The organism is Petrocella sp. FN5, assembly GCF_029210395.1.
Classification (GTDB): Bacteria; Bacillota; Clostridia; order Lachnospirales; family Vallitaleaceae; genus Petrocella.
In genome coordinates this window covers 1-24,986 of sequence record NZ_JARGDP010000039.1, presented here as the reverse complement: position 1 = coordinate 24,986, position 24,986 = coordinate 1, and the positions used below count along the sequence as shown (strand labels likewise).

General features: G+C 37.8%; 22 protein-coding genes and 1 other annotated feature. Of the genes, 2 read left to right on the top strand and 20 right to left on the bottom strand.

Annotated elements, in window-relative coordinates:
- The 6 genes from P0N36_RS10220 to lgt form a co-directional block, all read right to left on the bottom strand.
- A partial coding sequence (locus tag P0N36_RS10220) for a UDP-N-acetylmuramoyl-L-alanyl-D-glutamate--2,6-diaminopimelate ligase (protein WP_275842750.1) occupies window positions 1-1,452 on the bottom strand: 1,452 nt, incomplete at its 3' end.
- Window positions 1,453-1,511: 59 nt separating this feature from the next.
- Window positions 1,512-3,446, bottom strand: a complete 1,935-nt coding sequence (locus P0N36_RS10215) for a peptidoglycan D,D-transpeptidase FtsI family protein (RefSeq protein WP_275842749.1) — start codon at window positions 3,444-3,446, stop codon at window positions 1,512-1,514.
- A 1-nt stretch (window position 3,447) separates the two neighbouring features.
- Window positions 3,448-3,960, bottom strand: coding sequence for a hypothetical protein (locus tag P0N36_RS10210; protein WP_275842748.1), 513 nt, complete (start codon window positions 3,958-3,960; stop codon window positions 3,448-3,450).
- Window positions 3,953-4,906 carry a 16S rRNA (cytosine(1402)-N(4))-methyltransferase RsmH gene (gene rsmH, locus P0N36_RS10205; RefSeq protein ID WP_275842747.1) on the bottom strand — a complete coding sequence of 318 codons (954 nt, stop codon included), beginning with the start codon at window positions 4,904-4,906 and terminating at the stop codon, window positions 3,953-3,955. The genes P0N36_RS10210 and rsmH overlap by 8 nt, the downstream gene beginning before the upstream one ends.
- Before the next feature lie 36 nt (window positions 4,907-4,942).
- Complete coding sequence (gene mraZ / locus P0N36_RS10200; protein WP_275842746.1) at window positions 4,943-5,374, bottom strand: division/cell wall cluster transcriptional repressor MraZ; 432 nt, start codon at window positions 5,372-5,374, stop codon at window positions 4,943-4,945.
- Between the two features lie 349 nt (window positions 5,375-5,723).
- Window positions 5,724-6,584, bottom strand: coding sequence for a prolipoprotein diacylglyceryl transferase (gene lgt, locus P0N36_RS10195; protein ID WP_275842745.1), 861 nt, complete (start codon window positions 6,582-6,584; stop codon window positions 5,724-5,726).
- Window positions 6,585-6,816: 232 nt separating this feature from the next.
- Here lgt and ychF point away from each other — a divergent pair, with 232 nt between their 5' ends.
- Window positions 6,817-7,914 carry a redox-regulated ATPase YchF gene (gene ychF, locus P0N36_RS10190; RefSeq protein WP_275842744.1) on the top strand — a complete coding sequence of 366 codons (1,098 nt, stop codon included), beginning with the start codon at window positions 6,817-6,819 and terminating at the stop codon, window positions 7,912-7,914.
- Window positions 7,915-8,289: 375 nt separating this feature from the next.
- Here the strand turns inward: ychF and P0N36_RS10185 are convergent, their stop codons facing one another.
- The 5 genes from P0N36_RS10185 to P0N36_RS10165 form a co-directional block, all read right to left on the bottom strand.
- The gene (locus tag P0N36_RS10185) at window positions 8,290-8,664 is read right to left on the bottom strand and encodes a GerW family sporulation protein (RefSeq protein ID WP_275842743.1); all 375 of its coding nucleotides are present in this window, start codon (window positions 8,662-8,664) and stop codon (window positions 8,290-8,292) included.
- A gap of 21 nt (window positions 8,665-8,685) precedes the next feature.
- Window positions 8,686-9,603 (bottom strand): DUF2953 domain-containing protein, encoded by a 918-nt coding sequence (locus P0N36_RS10180; RefSeq protein WP_275842742.1) that lies wholly within the window; start codon window positions 9,601-9,603, stop codon window positions 8,686-8,688.
- A gap of 14 nt (window positions 9,604-9,617) precedes the next feature.
- Complete coding sequence (locus P0N36_RS10175) at window positions 9,618-10,331, bottom strand: TIGR01906 family membrane protein (RefSeq protein WP_275842741.1); 714 nt, start codon at window positions 10,329-10,331, stop codon at window positions 9,618-9,620.
- The gene (locus P0N36_RS10170; protein ID WP_275842740.1) at window positions 10,319-10,648 is read right to left on the bottom strand and encodes a hypothetical protein; all 330 of its coding nucleotides are present in this window, start codon (window positions 10,646-10,648) and stop codon (window positions 10,319-10,321) included. Before P0N36_RS10170 ends, P0N36_RS10175 begins: the two co-directional genes overlap by 13 nt.
- Window positions 10,649-10,714: 66 nt before the next feature.
- Window positions 10,715-12,139 (bottom strand): hypothetical protein, encoded by a 1,425-nt coding sequence (locus tag P0N36_RS10165; protein ID WP_275842739.1) that lies wholly within the window; start codon window positions 12,137-12,139, stop codon window positions 10,715-10,717.
- Between the two features lie 134 nt (window positions 12,140-12,273).
- Here P0N36_RS10165 and P0N36_RS10160 point away from each other — a divergent pair, with 134 nt between their 5' ends.
- Entirely contained in the window at window positions 12,274-12,969 is a 696-nt protein-coding gene (locus tag P0N36_RS10160) for a DUF2161 family putative PD-(D/E)XK-type phosphodiesterase (protein ID WP_275842738.1), read from the top strand.
- A 58-nt stretch (window positions 12,970-13,027) separates the two neighbouring features.
- Here the strand turns inward: P0N36_RS10160 and rpsA are convergent, their stop codons facing one another.
- From rpsA to P0N36_RS10115, 9 genes are all read right to left on the bottom strand, one after another.
- Window positions 13,028-14,410 (bottom strand): 30S ribosomal protein S1, encoded by a 1,383-nt coding sequence (rpsA, locus tag P0N36_RS10155; RefSeq protein WP_275842737.1) that lies wholly within the window; start codon window positions 14,408-14,410, stop codon window positions 13,028-13,030.
- Between the two features lie 138 nt (window positions 14,411-14,548).
- Window positions 14,549-15,724 carry a DEAD/DEAH box helicase gene (locus P0N36_RS10150; protein WP_275842736.1) on the bottom strand — a complete coding sequence of 392 codons (1,176 nt, stop codon included), beginning with the start codon at window positions 15,722-15,724 and terminating at the stop codon, window positions 14,549-14,551.
- 445 nt (window positions 15,725-16,169) lie between these two features.
- Entirely contained in the window at window positions 16,170-17,825 is a 1,656-nt protein-coding gene (gene ilvB, locus P0N36_RS10145; RefSeq protein WP_275842735.1) for a biosynthetic-type acetolactate synthase large subunit, read from the bottom strand.
- 10 nt (window positions 17,826-17,835) lie between these two features.
- A complete protein-coding gene (gene ilvD, locus P0N36_RS10140; RefSeq protein ID WP_275842734.1) occupies window positions 17,836-19,494 on the bottom strand; it encodes a dihydroxy-acid dehydratase in 1,659 nt (552 codons plus the stop codon).
- A gap of 172 nt (window positions 19,495-19,666) precedes the next feature.
- Window positions 19,667-20,740: a 3-isopropylmalate dehydrogenase gene (leuB, locus tag P0N36_RS10135; RefSeq protein WP_275842733.1), complete on the bottom strand. Its 1,074-nt coding sequence runs from the start codon at window positions 20,738-20,740 to the stop codon at window positions 19,667-19,669.
- A gap of 12 nt (window positions 20,741-20,752) precedes the next feature.
- On the bottom strand, window positions 20,753-22,342 hold the full coding sequence (gene cimA / locus P0N36_RS10130; protein WP_330684007.1) for a citramalate synthase: 1,590 nt from the start codon (window positions 22,340-22,342) through the stop codon (window positions 20,753-20,755).
- 98 nt (window positions 22,343-22,440) lie between these two features.
- Window positions 22,441-23,430, bottom strand: a complete 990-nt coding sequence (ilvC, locus tag P0N36_RS10125) for a ketol-acid reductoisomerase (protein ID WP_275842731.1) — start codon at window positions 23,428-23,430, stop codon at window positions 22,441-22,443.
- 53 nt (window positions 23,431-23,483) lie between these two features.
- Entirely contained in the window at window positions 23,484-23,990 is a 507-nt protein-coding gene (gene ilvN, locus P0N36_RS10120) for an acetolactate synthase small subunit (RefSeq protein WP_275842730.1), read from the bottom strand.
- A 184-nt stretch (window positions 23,991-24,174) separates the two neighbouring features.
- Window positions 24,175-24,401: a binding site (T-box leader), on the bottom strand.
- Window positions 24,402-24,536: 135 nt separating this feature from the next.
- On the bottom strand, window positions 24,537-24,986 hold a 450-nt coding region (locus P0N36_RS10115; RefSeq protein ID WP_275842729.1), incomplete at its 5' end, for a hypothetical protein.

The following is a 24,986-nucleotide window of genomic DNA, read 5'->3' as shown; positions in this document are numbered from 1 at the left end:
AGCCTCCTGAATATGAGACTTAATAATCTCTTTGTCATCCATATGTATCTTTGTTTTTCCAATGATTTGATAATCTTCATGGCCTTTTCCGGCAACAAGGATAATATCATCTTTTTTTGCAACATCTAACCCATGCTTTATGGCCGCTACACGATCTTCTATACGGACATAAGTTTTACTCAGTGGTTTCACACCGGCTTCTACCTCATCCATAATGGTGTGAGGATCTTCTGTTCTAGGGTTGTCCGATGTTATAACTATATAATCTGAGTAACTTGCAGCTATACGGCCCATAATCGGACGCTTTGATCGGTCTCTGTCTCCACCACAGCCAAATACGGTAATAACTCTAGCTTTGGCAAATTCTCGAATGGTTTTTAGCACATTTTCAAGACCGTCGGGTGCATGAGCGTAGTCCACAATTGCATGGTAGCCAGCTTTGCTCTCTATGACTTCAAACCGACCTTCAATGATACTGTCCTTGCTCAGAGCCTGGATAATCTTTTCTATAGCCACACCCCTAAGTAGGGTTGCACCTATAGCTGCGAGTGCATTATAGACACTAAAACGCCCCGGTGTTTGTATATCAACTTTGTAGGCCTTCTCATGATGATTCAACAGAAAATGTGTGCCTTTAATGTCAATATGGATATCTCCAGCAAACAAGTCCGCTTGATTATTCAAACAGCTGTACGTTATTACCCGCTCTGGTTTAGCTTTTTCTATAATATAGGACCCAACTGGGTCATCTATATTAATAACGGCATCTTTTGCCATCATGAATAGTTTTAACTTAGCATCTCTGTAGGCTTCCATCGTCTTGTGATAATCCAGATGGTCCAGAGTGAGATTGGTAAAGACTGCAATATCAAACTCCGCACCCCATACCCTTTTTAGATCAAGAGCATGGGAAGACACTTCCATAACCACATCATTGACGTTGGCTTCCACCATCTTAGCAAAGAGCTGTTGAAGTTCTAGCGCATCCGGTGTTGTGTGTGCTGTTGGTATGATTTCATCATCGATTTTATTCTCTATTGTTCCAATCAAACCCGTTTTCTTATTGCTATGGCGTAGGATTCTTTCTATTAAGTTAACTGTAGACGTTTTCCCATTGGTGCCTGTTACACCAATCAAACCAAACTGACTGGTCGGTCGATTATAAAACCGTGTTGCCAAATGAGCCAAAGTCTCTCTTGCATCATGTACCTTAATAACCAATATTTCGTTGTCATAGATTTCTACTTCTTTGGTAACGATGATTGCAACGGCACCTTGTTCAATGACTTTTTGAATATATTGATGGCCATCTGATTCTAAACCTTCTATGCAAATAAATAAGGCCCCTCTTTCAACACGTCTAGAATCATGATGAATCGACTTGATATTAACACTTGGTTCTCCTTGTAGGATTTCATATGTATAATTTTCTAATAATCCAGCTAATTTCATGGTTTCCTCCGATATAATTTTTATGTTGATCTGATCTAATTATCATCTAGTCGTTTTTCTTAATCTGTTCTTGTTTCCTCTGGATCTTCATTTTCTTCTTCTTCTAAAGTTTCTACATTTTCTTCATTGGCTTCAACACCATTTTCGTCCGGGCTTTCTACTGTTTCAACAATGACTTCCGGAACTTCTGCTTCATATTCCTTTGTTACTCTCAAATAAGGCAGTACATTTTCCATAATATCTTTAAAAATCCTTGCAGCATAACGACTGTTTACATCAATACCTACTGGATCATCAACCACCACAAGTGTAACGATTTCTGGTGATACCACGGGGCTAAACCCGATAAATGAGACAATGTAGTCTTTTGTTTCTCTATTGCCTTTTTCTGCGGTTCCTGTTTTCCCGCCTATAGAATAGCCCTCAACCTTAGCACCTTGTCCTGTTCCTTCATCCACAACATGTCTAAGGGCAGTACTTGTCTCAAAAGAAACCTCTTCTGAAATAACTTTTCTTTGTAACTTTGGCTTGTTTTCTACAATCAGCTGTCCTTCTTCTGAAACAATACGGCGCATTAATTGTGGCTCATACAAATAACCACCATTTATTAAGGAAGAAAATCCTGCAATCAATTGAATTGGTGTTACTTGGAAACCTTGTCCGAAGGCACTTGTTTGTATCTCTACCGGATTCAGTTGATCATAGCTATAGACCAAATCTCGGAAACTCTCTTCACCAAACAAATCAATATTGGTCACCGCCCCAAAACCAAACATACGCTGATAATTATAGAAGAACTCTCTTCCTATGGCTTCACCCATATCCATAAAAGCAACGTTACAAGAATTACTCATTGCTTCATAAATGGTTTGATGGCCATGTCCTGTTCGCTTCCAACAATAAATCGGTGCCTGCCCCTGATAAGGTACCTTATAACCGTTGCATAAAAAATCATGCTCGTGGGGATCTAGAATATATTCTTCTAGGGTCATCGCAAAGGTAAATGGCTTAAAGGTTGATCCGGGCTCATATGATTTTGATATGGAGCCATTTCGCCACAAGGTGTTTAGAAAATCACTTTTTTCTTGTGTGGTCATGGCATTTAAGGTCTCTTCATCCAATATGTGACTCATGTCATACGGATTATTCAAGTCGAAGTTAGGATAAGAAGCCATGCCTAGAATCTTTCCATTTTGAGGATTCATAATAACCACTCTAACGGATAAGGCTTCTTCTGTTTCATAGAATCTTGTAATTGCTTCTTCTATGTAAGTCTGAATTGTAAAATCCAGATTCAATTCCACGTTATAACCTCTTGTTGCAACAATATCTTCTTGATTAAATCTATTTTGTCCGTCAACAGAACCAAAACGCCTACCAATTGTCCCTGATAGATATGTGTTATAAGTCTTTTCTATACCCCATAATCCTTCGCCATCTGACCTTAAGAAACCAATGACATCTGAAGCCAGTGTGTTATAGGGATAGGTCCTCTGATATTGTTCTTCGAAAGCTACACCTTTGATAAGGCCTTCTTTTAGAGCCTCTTCAATAGGTTGAATATCCATATATGTAAGCTTTCTGGCTATAATCTCATAATGACTTCTTTTGCGATCAACGAGAAGCTTAGACAATTGTTCAACCGTCACATCCTCAAGGGTATCTCCAAGTAGCTTTAATGTATAATCAATTACTTCCTGTTTATGTTGAGTAATGACAGCCGGATCAAAAATAACATTATAAATCTTATGGCTTTCAGCTAAAGGAATGCCTTTGTTATCTAGAATCGACCCTCTTTTAGGTATAATCTGATTGTTTGTATCTGTTAGATTGTTAATCTGTTGGGCCAACACGGATTGCTTGTATTGCTGGTCATCAATGATATTAATATATACAATTCGATAGCCTAGAAAAATAAATAGTAAAATAAAAATAATGAAAAGCAGTATGCTTCTGCTTTTCATTAAATATTGAATTGATCGTTGCTTTTTCATATTACCAACCCCTTGTTATAAATGCCAACATATTGCCAAAAGTCACCTTATCGTCTTTAGGTAATTCAATAGAACTATACTGAACAGTATAGCTGGCGGGTGCCGGTTCAAGGTCAATAACATCTATGCCTTTGGGATAGACCATACCATATTCATCCATCGCTATACGCTTTATTTCATATAAGTTCATTGTTTCATTGATTTCAGCTGTAATATTCGCATTTGTTCTTCTGATTTCATTAAGTTCGTTTTTGAGTGTCATAATTTGTTTGGATGTGTCCACAACTGAAAATTGAGCTTTTAACATAAACACGCAAACAATAGACACAGCTATTATAACAGAAGCCAAAATAAATGTACACGCCGGATTGATACTTGCAGCTTTCTTTTTCCTATATTTTGTTTCAACCGGTGCCACTGGGGCTATTTCTTGATGATTTAATGTTTGCTTATAGGCTACAGCATTACTACCAACAACATAAGTTTCCCTATTTCTTTGGTACCTCTTACCCATTGTGGTCACCTCCACTTTTTTTAAATACCCTCAATTTTGCGCTTTTGCTTCTTGAATTTTCTTCCATTTCTATATCTGAAGGAAGAATTGGTTTTTTTGGTGTCGCTTTGCCAGTGGGCTTTTTACCACAAATACAAATGGGAAAGCTACTTGGACAGGTACATGGATTTTCATTTTCTCTATAAATCTGTTTTACAATTCGGTCTTCAAGAGAATGAAAAGTTATAATACAAAGCTTACCGTCAGGATTTAGGGCATCAATCATATCTTGTATGGTATTCTCAAGTACTGCCAATTCCTCATTGAGCTCTATTCGAATGGCTTGAAATGTCCTTTTTCCAGGGTGACCACTTGTCTTTTGAAATTTCATCGGTATAGACTTTCTTATGATTTCTACCAATTCATAGGTCGTTTCAATTGGCTTAATCGCTCTGGCTTCTAAAATATGCTTGGTTATGTTGTTTGCAAACTTTTCTTCTCCATAGACCCTAAGAATCTTCGTCAATGCCTGATAGGAATACTCGTTAACAATCGTTTTCGCTGTTTTTTTCTGCCTTTGATCCATACGCATATCAAGGGGTGCATCTTGCATATAAGAAAATCCTCGATCAGCTGTATCTAATTGAAATGAAGATACGCCCAAATCAAGAAGAATACCGTCTACACCCTCTATGCCTAGTTCTTTTATAATTGTGTTAAAGTTATTGTAATTACTTCGAACAATATTAACTTGATTGGCTACATGCCTTAATTGGTCTTGACTATGAGCTATGGCTGCTTCATCCTGGTCTATGCCAATGAGCCTGCCCTGTTCATTTAGCTTACTACAGATGACACTGGCATGACCTGCACCACCTAGAGTACCATCTACATAGATGCCATCCGGTTTAATTTCTAAGGCTTCAATACATTCGTCTAACAATACGGATTTATGTTTAAATGCCATGTGATGCCACCCTCTCTCACTTACAATACTCTTTTTCTATAGGTTTAGACCTTCTAATGAATCTGCCAAATCACTAACATCCTCTAATTCTTCATCTTTATATTTATCCCATATCTCTTTTGCCCATATTTCAATTCTAGATCCGACACCAATTACCACTACATCTTTATCTAATTCACCAAATGTTCTTAGTGAAGGGCTTACCATCGCTCTGCCTTGTCCGTCTAGAACACAAGCCATCGCTGAACCTGTGAAAAATCTATGTATTTTTCTAAAGTCTTTGCTTTTTAATTGATTTTCTCCTAATTTGCCTTGAAATGCATGCCATTGATCTTCTGAGAATACAAATAAACACTTGTCGAAGCCTTTCGTTAAATAGAAAGTCTCGCCAAGTTCATCTCTGAAATTCTTAGGTATTCGTACACGACCTTTTTCATCAATTGAATGGTTGTATTCACCAATGAACATCACTCCACCTACTTACCTATTACAATTTTATTAGCCACTTATAGCCACTTTCATCCACAAATAACCACTTAATGTAATAATATAGTAATTTAATCGGAATTACAAGCCTTTCATTTAAAAAAAATGACGAATTCTTTTCAGAATTTGTCATTTTATATAAAATATTTGTATTTTTTTGTATATATTGCACATTTCTCCCTTTGTTAATAGTTATTCTCCAATAATTCTATCACATAAAAGCCCAAAACTCTTAATCTTTATTAGGAAGAAGCCACAACTTATGCTTAACAATATACTATAAGTTGGGGTAAGATGACATACTTTTTCAAATTAACCACTACATCTTGTATTAGGCCGTTTTACGCAGCTTAATATGGTTGTAGATCATAATACCTAGTGATCCAACTACAAGTAGTATTGCAAGGGCTTGAGAAGCCGGTATACCTGTATTGCCTATGATCAATTGATCGGTTCTAAGCCCTTCAATCCATGCTCTTCCTAAGCCATAACCGAAAAGGTATAACAAGGCAATCTCACCTTTAAATTTACGATGTTTAAAGTATAGCAATATAAGGATGAGCAAGACTAGATTCCACATAGACTCATATAAAAATGTGGGATGAACTTGAATATATTCTGCACCGTTTATAGTAAGCATTTTGTCTATGACTGCATCCGGAATATATTTTGTCTTAGCGACCTTCATACTCATGGCGAAAATATTATCGGTATAGCCCCCAAACGCCTCCATATTCATAAAATTACCAAACCGTCCAATGATTTGTCCAAAAATCAGTCCCGGTGCAGCCGTATCGCACATCACTCTAAAATCTAACTTCTTAATTCTTGTAAAGATATATAGTGTCAATATGCCGGCTATAACTCCACCATAGATGGCCAATCCGCCTTCTCTAATGTTTAAGATACTGATAAGGTCATTCTTATAGGCATCCCATTCAAAGGCCACATAATACAATCTAGCACCTACAATTGCTGCAATTAAAGCATACATAAAAAAATCAACATAATCATCTGACTTTTGTCCGGTTTTCTTGGCTATTGACATTGGTATTAATAAGCCACCAATGAAACCTACACATATTAACAACGCGTACCAATATATGGCTATACCAAAAACTTCAAAAGCTACAGGCTCTATATGGGCAAATTCTATTCCTAATTTTGCAAATATTATATCTGGTTGATTCATAAGGATCTCCTTTTTCTTTGACTATTATTTTCTTTATCATAAAGGGTTAAAACTATGTCGTTTTAATAACTTAACCATCACTATATAGGAATTTTTCTCAGAATGCAAGAGCAATAAATGGGTTAGGAGTAGACAAAACATCTTTTTGTGATATAATTGACCAAGGATATGGGCGAATCATTTAGCTGCTCAAAATCCGTCAATTTTTTGTTGCAAAGGAAGGAATACCCTCATGAAATTAGGAATCGTTGGGTTGCCCAATGTAGGAAAAAGTACATTGTTCAACTCTTTAACTCAAGCAGGTGCTGAATCTGCCAACTACCCTTTTTGTACTATTGACCCCAATGTAGGCATCGTTACTGTGCCTGATCCTAGGCTAAAGGTACTCTCTGACTTATATAGTTCAAAAAAAATCGTTCCTGCTGTAATAGAGTTCGTGGATATTGCAGGCCTTGTTAAAGGCGCAAGTAAAGGCGAAGGTCTTGGGAACAAGTTTTTATCCAACATTCGTGAAGTGGATGCAATTGTCCATGTGGTACGTTGTTTTGAAGACACCAATGTTGTTCATGTAGATGGTGAGGTAAATCCTGTAAGAGACATTGAGACCATTAATCTAGAATTGATTTTTTCTGATATGGAGATGGTAGATCGACGCATTGCCAAGTCCACCAAACTCGCCAAAATGGACAAGACGGTTGCTAAGGAATTAGAAGTCTTAAACACACTCAAAGAAAAACTTGAAGAAGGTGTCTCTGTTAGAGCCATCGAGTTTGATCATGATGATGATCTTGCTTTTGTTGCCAGTCTGAATTTGCTGACCAATAAGCCGGTAATCTATGCTGCCAATGTAAGCGAAGACGACTTATTGGATGATGGCGTTAGTAACCATTATGTTCAAACTGTAAAAGATTGGGCTATTGCAGAAGGTTCAAGCATCTTCGTTTTGTGTGCAAAAATAGAAGAAGAAATTGCCGAACTGGATGAAGATGAGAAGAAAGAATTCTTAGACGACTTAGGTGTTCATGAATCCGGTCTTGACAAGTTAGTGGCTGCAAGTTATGAACTACTTGGCTTAATAAGCTATCTTACTGCCGGCGAACAAGAAACCCGTGCTTGGACCATCACCCGTGGTACAAAAGCACCCGGTGCAGCCGGAAAGATTCATACTGATTTTGAGAGAGGGTTTATTAAAGCTGAGATCATCGCTTATGAAGCCCTTGTTAAAACCGGTAGTTTGGTGGCTGCAAAGGAAAAAGGACTTGTAAGAATTGAAGGAAAAGAATATGTTGTTAAAGATGGCGATGTTATTCTTTTTAGGTTTAATGTATGATTAAAGCATCAAAACTATATAGTTGAAGTAGGTCCCATGAAAACCCTTCCACAGTGTGTATGATTACGGTCTCCGATTGGTGCATCCATGCACCAAAAGTCGACGGTCAGCATCCATGCTGACTTGCTCCACCATACACACTGCTTCCAGGAACTTCATGGTCGATGTTGGCTTATAATGATGTAATTGGTAACTTTAGCTTATATATGGAGTCTATCTTTCTATGAAGTCAGCTAAATCTTGGAGCGAAAAGATTAGAGACTTTTTAATAGATATAATAAAATAAAAGCACCTTATGATTAGAATGGATTATCTGATCATTAGGTGCTTTTTTATTATTCGATTATGATGTTATTTTGCTTGTAGATTAATCTATTATACTTCCTTTATTTTGTCTTCTTTTTTGCGATCTTTGGCTGCGAATTTGTCCATGATGTCCGGGACCATGTCGATGATCTTGGTTAAGCTGTCTTGATTCTTAACGTTGACGAGCTTGGTATGACCACCTTGGATGACTAAAACGGCACTTGGGCTTATTTTGGCACCAAGTCCACCACCACCGCCACCTTGTGGGCCATCTGCTTTTTTGGCTTCTGATGCACCGGCGCCGACACCAAAAGATACATCTACCAAGGGTAATATAATTGTATCCCCAATGTTGATCGGTTCCCCGACAACGGTCTTACTGGATATAAAATTCTCCATACCACTAAACAATGATTCTACTGTGTTTCTAAAATTTGATTCCATATAATTACCTCCTCTTTTCTCTTATCTAACCGCTTTTATGATGCTTCTTACTCTCTTATCAATAATGACACGAAGGCCATAATACACAATGACACCAATTACAATCTTTCCTCTGATTTTTATATCACCTTCAAACATGACCTCTTCAAAATTAGGTATGATGACGACCGTCTTACCATAACAAGGATAGAACATAGATACACCGCCTAGTACAAGTCCTGTTGTAGCCGGATCATCGAAGCCAAATATAATATCCGCTTCTATATGTCTGGGTAATATTGATTTGATCATCTTATATACTTTACCTAATACAAACTTCAGTACACCTTTGTGCTTTTCACTTCTTAATAATTCTATACCTGATTGGATTTGCTCCCAAAGGGATGGTTCGGATTTTCCATTTTTTGCTTTTTTTTGCTTTTTTGTTTTCTTAGCTTTTTTAGATTTGAGGCTCTTTTCATCTTTGATAGGTTCTTTACTTGCAGATGCTTGTTCCTTACTTCTGTTGTTCTTGGTCTCTATTATAGTTTCTTTTGATTCTTGGGGTACTTCTGCAACAACCTCTTTTTTTTCTTCTACAGGATTTTCTTCTATTAACTTATTTTCTTTTTCATCCGGATAGGATTTCTTAGTATCCTTTATGGGGTTTTTCTTAATGGCTTTCTTATTCTTCCTAGGCACTGTCGAGTCATATACCTTAAACCATAAAATCTTCACTTCATAACGAATGCCGTCACCATCATATCTAAACCTAACACGTATCAAACCAAAAAGATAGTCTACTTTACCGTATGCCAAAATGGCATCATACTTACTTCCATAAGCCTGATATCGAATAGGCACCCATAGAATGATGTTAACCAGTATAAGCAACAGCAGCACCAAACCTAGAAGTGCTAATAATATGCTTTTCAAAATGATGAAAACAATCCCCAACATACCATCACCAACTTTTATTCTTTATTCTGCTCTATCGACATCGCATATGCCTTAAATCTTTTCCCAATGATTGTAATACCTACGACCGTTATAATCATACTTAGTACAAACAAAGCCAAACTCATCATGACGACCGTATAGAAATATATCTCCGGTACCATATTTATCATTATATCAGTTTTTGGATCTAACAACCATAAATCGTTGGAAAAAAACAGTTCATGAAATATGGTAAAATACTTGTTGAAATCAGTTGCAAACAAAATCCCAATGCCCACCATCATTGTTAGTAATAAGGGTATAACATATTTAACACGTGATAGCGTCTCATATAACATGATTTTTGATTTCATCCAGCCATACCCTATAATAATCACGACAAGAAACAATGAGAGCCATTGCATGTTCCTTGCCCATATATAGAGGTTTTTTACATCTATCATATGGGCTTTTTCCCGCTCTCCGAAGATTTCTTGGTTTATACCGTCTATCTTGGATTCAATGACCATATGGTCTTCTTTATCCTTGATATAATCTAAGAGCTGGTCGGTTACTGTCATTAAATCAGGTAGGGTCATTTTAGTAGTTTCCGTAATCTGATGGGTTTCATAATGCCATCTAAATAAGACCTCATTAAAAATAACCAATTGTAGAGAACCGATGAACAAAATCACGACCATTGCAACAGATATTGTTAAGGCTAGCAGTAGATATTTTAGTTTGGCCATGATATATGAAGCTCCTTTTCCATTACCTTATTATCGATAATCTGATAGCGGCTATACAAATGTGTCATAAGCTTCTCAATTAACTCAAAAGCATGTTCGCGGTTTTTACCTATGCCGACTATAACAAAAGCCTTGTTTCGCTCATTGAGCCTACTTATTTCCCGATCACTAACCATTTCTAACATGTTTTCATCCTGCTTAAGGCGTATGATAAATACATACTTATGGCCGGTTTTTTTTGTATCCAGTTTTCGTAATATTTTATGTCTTTTTTTTATACTTAATGTTTTATCTTCAAGGATATCATTGATATACATCACATAGCCACCTCTTCACACCCATATTAATATTAGTATATCAAATAACTGACTTAATACAACCTTTTAATATTCTATCATGAGACTTCTAATGGCCGCCATAGAGCCCATTTTCTCTTTTTGGTCTTTACAATCTTCCATTACTTCCCGGATATATTTTTCAATTTCTTCCGGGCTTTTGTGAAATACATTTAATACACTAAGGATATTGGCTATACGAGCACGTTTTTGCCATCTACCATCTTTTTGGCTGATATGCTCCAGTTTTTTTATGAAGGCTTCTATATGTGTCATTAATAATGGCGTATCTACAATTTCTAGGTCTTCTAATGGGTTTGTTAGAGGTGCAAAGTAACTTGATGACATGAGCGTATATATTTTTGAAAGGCCATCTATTGCTTGTGCCAGATTAAGATTAATTATTTCATTTGAATACCCTTGCTTGATTTCATGGATTAATCCATCCCATCTGCTATTATCCACACGCTTGTCTTCAAAACGGATACTGAGGGTATCCAGTTGGTTGACTAAAACTGCATCCACGATATGCTCTTCGTGGCGTCTTTTATGCATATACTTAATGGTTTCTACAAAATAATCTAGTACTGCCTTTTTTTGCTCATGGCTTTCCTTACCTAAACAATTAAGAATCCCCAAAATGTTATTTATTACCCTTACCCCATATGTATAAAGACTTACACAGGATTCCAATAATCTTTTAATCCTTTCCACCCCTTCGAATAACCTAGAGGCCTCTGCTTCTTCTATATGGTTCTCATACAGTTTATCAAATGCTTTTATATCCTCGTAAACGGATGTCATTACTAGGCCATATCCCTTGACCAATTCAGGCGCATAGGTTTCTTCCATATAGATTAGATAATTATCCATATCCTTCTTATGTATACCTTTCAAACCCAATAAGGCCTGTTCAATCCATTCTTGGAACCTAATTTTACTCATACGAATAGGTAATTGTCCATATACAGACTTGATCCGATTGTTGATGGTCATATTATCTTCATATTCAAATAAATATGCCATTATTTCCATGACCAATTGGTCATCTGTACTATGTTTTTCTAATATTTCCCTTTCAGGATATTTTCTTCTAAGAATATATTCGTATTGCTTGATCTGGTCATCATAACCTGCGAGTACGGCCACCTGATCTGATAAGATATCTCTATACTTACCTAATCTATCTATGATAGCTTCTTTTTTCTCTATAGATGGAACCAACCATTTCTCCGGTTCTGACATGGTTTCTTGAATGCCTATTATTATTTCTTTTAATTGTAAGTCCTTCTCCATTAATTTCTTCGTCTCATCTTCACCTATCACTTCAATAAATGTCAGGTATTCCATGACAAGATTGGAAGTTAAGAATTCCAAATAATGAGACTGTCCTTCTGTAACAATTGTTCTCAAAGTAGCCTCAAGATTCTTCTGACTTTTCATTGATTTTTTTAAGGTATCTATTGTCTTCATTCTATACCGCCTTTGTTGTCTTTTCGTTGTGTATCAAGGTATATATTAGCATACAATTATGATATAATCTAGGTGAAATACATAAGCCTTTCCTAGTGACCGACAAGCTATAGTACCTTGAATGGAGTAATATCGTGGAAGAAAAAGAACTGTACCCAGCAATAAAAGCTTTTTTTCAATCTCAATCTTATGATGTTTTTGGTGAAGTCAAAGATATTGATGTTGTTGCCAAGTCCGGTGACAATATCGTTGCAATCGAGTTAAAAACATCTCTGAATCTCGAACTCATACTTCAAGGTTCTAAAAGACAACGCTTAACAGACGATGTCTTTTTAGCTATACCAAAGCCAACCGGTCGCATGACAAGGGGTAAATCCTTTAGGGATAAGCTTCATCTCGTTAAGCGACTTGGACTTGGCCTTCTTTATGTTGACACATCTCTTAATCCTAATAAAGTGATTGTGGCTTTTGAACCTAAACTGTTGGATATCAAACTAAGTCAACAACGTTTCAAAAAGAAAAGAGAAACACTATTCAAAGAACTTGAAGCGAGGCATACCGATTACAATGTCGGCGGAAGTCGAGGTAAGATTGTAACCGCCTATAAAGAGGCCTCATTAAGAATCTTAAAAACATTGGAAGATGGCTTACCCCATACTACCAAAGATATTCGTCACTTATCCGGAATCAAGAAGTCCACCACCATCCTATATAGAAACCATCATGGCTGGTATGAAAACGTTGAACGCGGTGTTTATTGTATCAGTCCTCAAGGAGAAAAAGCACTAAAAGAGTATGCGTTGATTATTAAAAGCCATCAAGATGTCTAACCTTGATGGCTTTTAATGTTTTTCCTATCAACCTACTATTGATACCCTTTTTTCATCTTTATTTGAATTTATCTTTGAATTTTGCAAATACACTTTCAAGGCTTGTTGTGGCTTCTTGATCATCTGAATATGCCTTTAAGTCCACTGCTGCTTGTTCATTCTTTGCTTCTTTAATACTTAGTGCTATTTTTTGTTTGTCACTGTCAATGTTAAGGACTTTGACTTTAACTTTGTCACCCACTGTCAATACATCTTGTGGTTGATTAATGCGATCTTCACTGATCTCTGATATGTGTACTAGCCCTTCAATGCCATCGTTTAATTTTACAAACGCACCGAAATTCATCAGTCTTACGATCTCTGCTTCATAGACCTTACCAATACCATAATGTTCAAATATATTGTCCCATGGGTTGTTATCGATGTTCTTTAGCCCTAAAGATATCTTTCGACTTTTTGTGTCGACTTCATTGACATAAACCTCAACAACATCCCCTTCTTTCATAACTTCTGAAGGGTGTTTTATGCGCTTCCAACTCATTTCATTGATATGTAATAAGCCATCTACACCACCAAGGTCTATGAAAGCCCCAAAGTTCATTAATTTTTTGACTGTTCCGGTGAATACTTGGTCTTTTTTTAGATTCTCAAAGAAATTTTCTTTTGCTATTTCTCTTTCTTTTTTGTCGATTTCTTTATGAGAAATAATGACTTTACGATCTGATCTATCAAAATCAACCACTTGTACTTCTAATTCTTTTCCTACAAATTCACTCAGGTCCGCTACATAAGCTACGGAAATCATAGAGGCAGGCATAAAAGCTCTTACACCTTTAATGTCTGATAAAACGCCGCCTTTAACTACTTCGGTGATGGTTGTCATAAAGCTGGTTTTATCCGTAAAGTGTGCTTCTAATCGATCCCATACAATGATTTGGTCTGCCTTTTTTAATGATAACCTTACATTGCCTTCACCATCATTGGTACTTAACACTTCCGCCTTAAGTTCATCGCCGACTTGATATACTTCTCCTATCGGTTGGCCCGGTTTAAGGTGCAGGTCTTCTCTACCAATGAGACCGTCTGCCACATAGTCTAAGTTGACGATGATCTCATCCTCATTCACACTGATGATGATACAGTCCACAATGTCACCTGTTCCAACACGTTTCATGGAAGCATCAATTTCATTAGCATAATCGTCCATGCTTTCAGTCTCCAATTCAAGTGATTCCGGTGCCTCTTCTACAACATCTGTTGCATCTTTTTCTACTTCTTCTGCTACAACTTCATTTGTTTCTTCTGCTACTTCTTCTGCTACTTCTTCTGCTACTTCTTCTGCCACAACGCCTGCTTCATTAGAATCAATCGGTGTCTCTAAAGTTTCTTTCTTTTCTGAGTCAACCTGAATTTCCGGTTGCTCTTTATTCATATCTTCCATTTTGTGCCCCTTCCTACTTTCTTGATGATTTGTTTATAAAAAACAAATCACCTATACTACTCTATATAATACCCTATAATCAAGGATTTGAAAACCCTTGGAATCAATATTGGGAAATCAACGGTGATTCATCTTTCTTCATTCATGGTTTTTCCTGTTTTCTTTGATGATGAGATGCATCATTGGGTATGGGTTATTTTTCTCAACTTCTATTCTTTGATTTTGCAGCTTTTCTATTGCTTTAAGAAAAGATATCTCCTGATTGCTACAAAACGAAATGGCTGTACCCGTAAGTCCGGCTCTACCTGTCCGTCCGATTCTATGGATATAGCTCTCAGCTACATTGGGTATATCTATGTTAATCACATGGGTTAAACCATCAATATCTATGCCTCGCGCAGCCACATCTGTGGCAACAAGAACCCTAGCTTCTTTTTTCTTAAAAAGCTCTAAAGCTTTTAACCGTTCTGACTGATTTTTATCTCCATGAATCGCCTTTGACCTTATATTTTGCCTGTTGATTGCTTTACTTATTTTGTCTGCTTTCTTTTTGGTTCGTACAAATACCAAAACCGACTCAAAAGATAGGTCTTTAAGCAAATGCAATAATAAAGACGTTTTATCCGGTTCGTCTACATAGTAGAGCACCTGTTTTATTTTTGGGACTTTCGTTGCCTTGCTTTTAACTTTGATGCTCACCGGATTTTTTAATATTTCACGAATGATTTTCATCACTTCACTGGGCAAGGTTGCTGAAAACATCATATTCTGACGTTTTTTTGGTAATTTGGATAGGATTATTTTCACATCTTTAATCATACCCATATCAAGCATGCGATCCGCTTCATCTAGTACCAGCATCTCAACATGACTCAAATCAAGGTAACCTTGTTCAAATAAGTCTAACAACCGCCCAGGTGTAGCAACTAGGATATGCGGTTCTCTCTTAAGTACTTTTATATGTCGCTTCGGTGTGATACCACCATAAATGACACCTGTACGTAGTTCAAGGTACTTGCCATATGCCTGAAAGCGCTCTCCAATCTGTATGGCAAGCTCTCTTGTCGGTACCAGAACTAATGCTTGTACCCTATTAAAAGCTTCCGTATTGTGATTCTGCTTTGCTAATCGCTGCAATATAGGAATCGCAAATGCTGCTGTTTTTCCGGTACCTGTTTTGGCACACCCCAAAAAATCCCGTCCTTCTAATAAAGGTGGAATTGCTCCTATTTGAATAGGTGTGGGATCTGTATATTTTTGCTCTCCAATTGCTTCTAATATAGAAGGTGTAATCCCTAAATCATTAAATTTCATTGCTTAACCATGCCAATCTTTTATTATTTTCGTCATCCCGTAACTTTTTTCTTTATTGCGTTTATATTATAGCATTAGATTATCCATTACTCCATTAAAATACTTTCTATCTATCCTTACAAGAAAAGAAGCTTCGCTTCGTTATGAGCTCTGCTCATATTTCTGAACGGTTCGAAAGGAAACTTCCTTGATAGTTAATGCGACGCTTCAACGCATTAACATAGCATTGTCTTTCCTAGAGAAGAACAAAGAGGCTACGCCTCGTTATCTCGAAGAGATATTGTTCCGGCAGGAAAGACTTCCTTGATCGTTACATAGCATAGACTTTCCTTGAGAAGAAGAAAATGCAATAAGTCTCTTAGTTTACTTCACCAAAAGACTTATTGCTCTATTATCTTATAGATTTATTTGTCTGTTCTAGATTGCAACCAGCAAATAGATGCATCTATTCGGTTATTAAGTCATCAATTGGCGCGCCTGGAGCCACCATTGGGTATACCATTTCATCCATGTGAATGACCACGTTGATAATGACCGGTCCTTCCATCTCAAGCGCTTTCTTAAGTAAAGGCTCAACATCCTCTTTTGTGGTTATGTTGATCGCCTTACATCCAAAGGCATCTGCCAAGCTGTCATAATTAATGTCCGTCAAATGGGTGAAGGAATAGCGATTGTCATAAAAAATAGTTTGCCATTGTCGTACCATTCCTAATACACAGTTGTTGATGACCATGACTTTGATTGGTAGGTTGTACCTGACCGCTGTTATCATCTCATTTAAGTTCATTCTAAAGCTGCCGTCACCGGCAATGTTGACAACCAACTTGTCCGGATTTCCTGCTTGAGCACCTAGAGCAGCTCCTGTACCGTAGCCCATGGTTCCAAGACCTCCGGATGTAATAAACATCTTAGGATCTTTGAACTTATAGTACTGAGATGCCCACATTTGGTGTTGACCTACTTCAGTGGTGATGATGGCATCGCCCTTTGTTAGTTCATAGAGCTTTTCTATGGCATATTGTCCGGTTAAACCTTCCGGGTAAACCAATGGAAATTTATCACTGATTTCTTTAATTTCCGCGAGCCAAGGTTCATGATGTTGTTTGTGTAACATGGTATTTAGACGCATGAGCACTTCTTTAACATCACCAATAATAAAGTGGTCTGCCTTTACATTTTTATTGATTTCTGCTGGGTCTATATCAATATGGATAACTTTTGCATTCATTGCGAATTTGGCCGTATTACCCGTAACACGATCACTGAATCTTGCACCAATGGCAATCAAAAGATCACAGCTTTGAACACCAATATTGGAAGCTTTTGTCCCATGCATTCCAATCATACCTGTATAGAGTTCGTGTTGACCAGGAAAGCCACCCATACCCATCAAGCTGCAAGTCACCGGTGCCTGGACCAACTCTGCAAAATGAACCGCTTCTTCTTTTGCGTCTGAGATTGTCACCCCACCACCTGCAAAGATATAGGGTTTTTCGGATTCTTCTATCATTTTGACAACTTTTTCCAAATCCTCTTGAGTAATGGCTTCTGTTTCTCTAATAATAGGTCTTGGCACTTTATATTCATAAGGTGCTTTATTAATAGAGACATCTTTGGGAATATCAATTAATACAGGTCCCGGACGTCCTTCATTAGCAATATAAAAAGCTTCCCTAATTACATCTGCAAGATCGTTCACGTCTCTTACAATATAATTATGTTTTGTAATCGGTGCTGTTATACCTGTAACATCAATCTCTTGAAATGAATCTTTTCCAAGAAGACTAACCGGCACATTGCCTGTGATGGCCACCAAAGGAACTGAATCCATGTAGGCCGTGGCTATACCTGTCACTAAATTGGTTGCACCAGGACCTGAAGTTGCTATACAGACGCCTGTTCTGCCTGTGCTTCTTGAATATGCATCCGCGGCATGGGCCGCACCTTGTTCATGTGATGTTAGTATATGTTTAAAATTGTCCTTCTGTCTAAAGAGTTCATCATAAATATACAATACGGCGCCACCTGGGAAGCCAAATACTGTATCTACACCTTGCTCTTTTAAACATTCCATCAATATTTGTGAGCCTGTTAATTCCATGGTATACCTCCTATTTTAATATTGCACCTGTACTTGCTGAAGTGACAAGTCTTGCGTATCTTGCTACATATCCTGTTGTAATCTTAGGCGCTTTTGGTACAAATGTTTTTCTGCGTTCTTCTAAGGCCTGTTCGGTTACATCCAACTCTATCGTTCCGGCCGGAATATCAATCTTAATGACGTCGCCTTCTCTGACTAGACCAATATTACCGCCTTCAGCAGCTTCAGGAGAAATATGACCTATGGCTGCTCCTTTTGTGGCACCGCTAAATCGGCCATCTGTCATCAATGCCACTTGCTTATCCAGTTGCATGCCGGCTAGAGCTGATGTAGGGGCCAACATTTCTCTCATACCCGGTCCACCTTTTGGTCCTTCGTAGCGTATAACCACCACGTCCCCAGCAACAATATTTCCTGAATAAATAGCTTTTATAGCATCATCTTCAGAATCAAAAACTCTAGCCGGTCCACTATGAACCAACATCTCAGGAGACACTGCTGATTTCTTAACCACACATCCATCCGGTGCTAAGTTACCTTTTAAGACGGCTATACCACCTGTTGGACTATAGGGATCACTTGCAGGACGAATAACACTTGTGTCACGATTAACGACCCTCATGATATTTTCTTCAACCGTGCGACCATTCACTGTTGGTAAATCTGTATGAATAAGGCCTATACTGGCCAGTTCTTTAATGACTGCCTGAATACCGCCAGCCTTATAGAGATCTTGTATATGATGGGGACCAGCCGGTGCCAGCTTACACAAATTTGGTGTTTTAGCACTGACAATGTTGGCCATCTCAAGATTAAGTTCTACGCCCGCTTCATGGGCAATTGCAGGCAGATGTAGCATTGTATTGGTGCTGCAGCCTAAGGCCATATCTACAGTTAAAGCATTTTCAAAAGCTTTTGGTGACATAATGTCTCTTGGCTTAATGTTCTTTTCTAACATTTCCATCACCTGTATACCCGCTTGTTTAGCCAATCGGATGCGTTCTGAATATACTGCTGGAATGGTTCCATTACCTGGAAGCCCCATACCAATAGCTTCTGTTAAGCAATTCATACTGTTTGCGGTAAACATACCTGAACAAGAGCCACAAGTCGGACAAGCCGAATCTTCACATGCATACACTTCTTCTTCTGACATTGTCCCAGCTTTATAGGCACCAACTGCTTCAAAGACTGAATTAAGATCGATGTATTTGCCGTCTTTTTCAACGGATAACATAGGGCCACCACTAACAAATACAGCGGGTACATTAATTCTGGCTGCTGCCATTAACATAGCCGGTACAACTTTATCACAATTTGGTATAAATACCAATGCATCTAATCCATGTGCTAAGGCCATAGTTTCTATGGTGTCTGCTATCAATTCTCTTGATGATAAAGAATAGTGCATGCCACCATGACCCATGGCAATTCCGTCACATACGGCAATGGTAGAAAACTCCAAAGGTGTTCCGCCTGCTATGAGTACACCTGTTTTTGCTGCATCTGCTATCGTATCTAAATGTATATGACCCGGTACGATATCGTTTTGTGAATTAACAATACCGATTAATGGTCTACTTATTTCTTCGTTCGTATAACCCATAGCCTTAAATAGGGATCTATGTGGTGCGCGCTCAATGCCACCTTTGACTTGGTCACTTCTCATTTTTTCCACCATGCCTCTCAAAATTCTATTAATAATTATCGTAATTTATGGTTAGAGTGTCAAAACTATTTGTTTTGACACTTTAGCCATTTCTATAATGAAAGCACTAATATGTTTTTATTGATATCTATTATCACTTATATTATATACGCTTATACATAGACTTGCAAGCCTATAGATGTTCAAGCAGTAAAGCACCCATTTTCTGAGTACCGACCAAGGTACAGCCTTTACTCATAATGTCTCCGGTTCTATTTCCGGCTTCAAGGACTTTTGCAACAGCTTGTTCTACGGCATCCGCTTCTGCTTCAAGATTAAAAGAGTATCTCAGCATCATAGCTACGGATAAAACGGTTGCAATTGGGTTGGCTTTGTCTTGTCCTGCTATATCCGGTGCTGAGCCATGAATCGGTTCATACATGCCGATACCGCTTTCTCCAAGACTTGCAGATGGCAACATACCAATAGATCCGGTAATCATACTTGCTTCATCTGATAATATGTCACCAAACATATTTCCGGTTACGATGACATCAAATTGTTTTGGATTAATAACCAACTGCATGGCTGCATTGTCTACGTATAAATGGTTTAATTCAATGTCCGGATAATCAAGGGCTACTTTTTCAACAACTTTTCTCCAAAGCTTGGAATTGTCAAGCACATTGGCTTTATCCACACTGGTTACTTTTTTATTTCTTTTTCTCGCAATCTCAAAAGCACGTATGGCTATTCTCTCAACTTCTTTCTCTGAATACTTCATGGTATCATACATGTATTCACCCATATCACCAAAGCCATGACCTCTGTCGCCAAAATAAATACCACCGGTCAGTTCTCTTACAACAACGATATCAATGCCGTCTTCACCTATGATTCTGTCTTTTAATGGGCAGGCGTCTCTTAATTCATTGTACATTATGGCCGGTCTGATATTAGCAAACAAACCGAGCGCAGCTCTTAAACCTAATAAGGCTTTTTCCGGACGATCTCCACTAGTTAAACTGTCCCATTTCGGACCACCTACTGCCCCTAGGATCACTGCATCTGAAGCTTTACAGACTGTAACCGTCTCATCCGGCAGGGAGTGACCTACCGCATCAATGGCTGCGCCTCCGGCTAATACTTCTGTATACTTAAATGTATGTCCAAACTTCTCACCTACTTGATCTAGCACCAATAGTGCTTGGTCAACAATATCCGGTCCAATGCCGTCTCCTTTAATTACTGCTATGTTATAGTTCATATCGGTCTCCTTCTACATGTATGCTTTCATTTTTTCTTCTATGTCTTTTAGTAGTTTTATTTCTATTGAATCCACCATGGCTATAAGACTTGCTTCTACAATATCTGTTGAAACGCCTACAGTTGTCCAGTCTCTCGTACCATCTGTGGATGTTATTAGTACTCTAACTTTAGCTGCACTGGCTTCTTTTCCGTCAAGAACCCTTACTTTGTAGTCAATAAGGTGTACTTTTTTAAGTTCTGGATAGAAATCTTCTAGGGCTTCTCTTAGGGCTTTATCCAATGCGTTAACCGGTCCATCCCCTTCTGCTGCTACCATTTTGGATTGTCCTTCAACATTGACTTTCACCATTGCATACGCACTAAATATGCTACTGGCGTCCGGACGTTCTCCCATGGTTTTGAAGTTTTCCAGTTCAAAAAAAGGCTTGTATTTACCAAGGTGTTTACGAATGACCAGTTCAAAAGTACTTTCTGCACCTTCAAATTGATAACCTTCATGCTCAAGTTCTTTTAATTTTTTCATGATTATTCCGGTTTCCGGTGAGTCTTTTTTTACATCTGGTGCTACCTTTTGTATTTTTTTAAGTATGGAGCTTCGACCTGCCACTTCTGACATTAAAAATCTTCTTGAATTTCCAACTAAACTGGGGTCGATGTGCTCAAAGCTTTTCGAATTCTTATTAACCCCATCAATATGCATACCACCTTTATGGGTAAATGCTTTTCTACCAATGAAGGGTGCTTGCTCATCCGGTGTTATATTGGCAATCTCAGAAATCAGTTTTGCGGATGACATAAGATTCTCTAGTTCACCTTCTAGAATACACTTTTTACCCATCTTTAACTCTAGATTCGGAATGATGGTTGAAAGATTTGCATTGCCACATCTTTCACCAAAACCTACAAAAGTACCTTGAACCTGTACAGCACCAGCTTCTACCGCCATCAGTGAATTAGCTACTGCTACACCGCTGTCGTTATGGGCATGAATGCCAATCATCATATCTTTAAAGGTCTCGCCTATTTTTTTTGTAATATTATAAATCTCCATAGGTAGGGATCCGCCATTGGTATCACAAAGAATAAGTCTTTTAGCACCACCTTTGCAGGCTGCTTCTAGGGTTTTTAGAGCATAAGCTTCATTGTTCTTATAGCCGTCATAAAAGTGCTCTGCATCATAGGTTACTTCTTTACCTTTTTCTATCATAAAACGAACGGTTTCTTCTATCATCATTAAGTTTTCTTCTAAAGTCGTGTTAATGATGTCTGTAACATGAAAATCCCAACTCTTCCCAAAAATCGCAATATGTTTGGTGCCTGCTGCTAACATGGATTGTACGTTGGCATCATCTTCTACTTTGATGTCACGTCGTCTTGTTGATCCAAAAGCAACAATTGCTGAGTGCTTGAGTTCAAGATGCTTAATTTCTTGAAAAAACTCCAAATCTTTTGGGTTGGATCCCGGATTCCCTGCTTCAATAAATGGTATACCCATATCATCTAGCGCTTTTACAATCTTCAGTTTGTCATTGACCGAAAAAGAGATTCCCTCACTTTGAGCACCGTCTCTTAGGGTTGAATCATATATTTCTATCATCATTGCCATACCTCCAAGCCTTGTTGGGTATCTGTTTTTAAAAATCTGATAACCACATGCCTAGTGATTATCAGATTTTCTCTTACATAAAATAGGATTGCTTATTTCATCCAGCTCATCATTTTTCTTAACTCCGCACCAACCACTTCTATCTGAAGCTCAGATTCAATTCTTCTTCTTGAATTAAATGCCGGTCTGTTTGCTTTGTTTTCTAGTATCCATCGTTGTGCAAAAGTACCGTCTTGTATTTCACCAAGTACTTTTTTCATTTCTTTCTTTGTCTCATCTGTAATGATACGTTTTCCGATAGAATAATCTCCAAACTCTGCTGTGTCTGAGATGGAATATCTCATAAAGCTTAATCCGCCTTTATTGACAAGGTCAATAATCAACTTCATCTCATGTACACATTCAAAATAAGCGCTTTCCGGTTGATAACCTGCTTCTACCAATGTCTCAAATCCGGCTTTCATCAGTTCTGAAACACCACCACAAAGTACGGCCTGCTCACCGAAAAGATCTGTTTCTGTTTCTTCTTTGAAGGTAGTCTCAAGGATACCTGCTCTCGCACCACCTATGCCTGCTGCATAAGCTAAAGCTCTCGCTTCTGCATTACCTGTTGCGTCTTGGTGAATCGCAACTAGACATGGTACACCTTTACCTTCTTCGTATTGATATCTTACAGTGTGTCCTGGACCTTTTGGTGCAACCATGAATACATCCACATCTTCCGGTGGTAGTATTTGTCCGTAATGAATGTTAAAGCCATGTGCAAATACCAACGCATTACCAGCTTCAAGATTTGGCGCTATATCTTGCTTATAAACATCACCTTGTTTTTCATCGGGTAATAAAATCATAATCACATCTGCTTCTTTTGTCGCCTCTGCTGCTGTTGCCACTTTTAATCCGTCTTTTTCTGCAATCGGCCACGATTTACTACCTTCATATAAGCCTACCACAACATTAACACCTGAATCTTTTAAGTTACGAGCATGGGCATGACCTTGTGAGCCATATCCAATTACAGCTACCGTTTTTCCATCTAATAAGGATAAATTACAGTCCGATTCATAAAACATTTTTGCCATTTTTAATTCCTCCATTAATATCGAAGCGTTTTACACAAAGGTATACGCTCATTCTATTTATTGATGTCATCTTTGATTTCATGGTTACCTTTTTGTAATGCTATTAATCCAGTTCGTGTTAATTCCTTAATACCATAGGGTTCAAGTAAATTAATGAACGTATTAATCTCAGATGTGTCACCTGTGATTTCAACGGTGATGGCTTCTGTTGCAGCATCAATAATTTCACCTTCAAACATATCAATGATACCTATGATCTCAATTCTTGTCTTGCTTTCTGCTTTCACTTTTACAAGGGCTAATTCCTTATACACAGAAAATTCAGAGTTCAGTTCTTTAATGTATAAAACATCATGGAGTTTATCCAGTTGTTTCGTAATCTGGTCTATAATCAAATCGTCTCCATGGGCAACCAATGTCATCCTTGATATCTCAGGATGTTCTGTTTCACCAACAGACAAACTGTCAATGTTAAAGCCTCTGCGACTGAACAACCCTGCAACGCGACTTAAAACGCCTGAATGGTTACTCACCAATACTGATAATACATGTCTACTCATTCCTATTCCTCCTCTTATGATCAGGTATTTGGACTTCATACCTAAATAGTTCACTTTTATATTCGTGTTTAGCGTATTAATGTGCTAAATAATGCTATTATATCATATGCTTTTTGCTTTTACCATGCTTAATATATTATGAAAGTAAGACTTGTAGAGAATAAAAAACGTCCCTACAGTATACTGTAGGGACGTGAACACTCACGCGGTACCACCCTAGTTGCCGCTTTACCGACCACTTATAAGATTCTATCAAATCTTAGCCTATAACGGGGCTTACCGTTTTCACTTACTGATCGTTCTGCGAAAAAGCTCAAGAGTGATTTGGATATAACTGTAGTATCGATTTTCACCAACCATCGATTCTCTGAATCTACGATGAAATAACCATTGCTCCATCATTGCATTTGTCTGACAATTCATTTTTGTTTCACTTATTGTATCAAGATTGTTACGCCTTGTCAACAGTTTATTCAACCTTGATTTTTTACTTTAATTCGTTACTCTTTTAACGTTTTTATTAAACAAACACCTTAACCCTATTAATCATTGTTCATAGTCTTCCGTTACGTTATATTTGATATTTACTTCATCCAACCACTTCACCAATGCATCAAAATCTCTACTTGTTGCAAAGCGATCGACCAGAGTCACTTGACCACCCTCCACTATGTTTTCTTGTATCAATGCTTTGATTTCTTCTAAGTTATGGGTTTTTTCATCATATTCAAATTCTGAAGCGTTGACCACTATTTCTAGCGTTTGTATGTTTGCATCTTCTATGGTCTCATCCGACTCATAGGATATTTTCAAAGGCCCATCACCGTCCCCATAGAACCTAAATGGGCTAATGCCTAAATAGCCGTTTCCTATGAGTATTAATAAAACAATAATAACAATTAATAAAATAAACAGTAGCTTTTTAGACCATTTTTTCCGTCTTTGTTTTTTTCTTTCATCTTTTCGTATTGCTTTCTCGTTTTGGTCCATATGTAT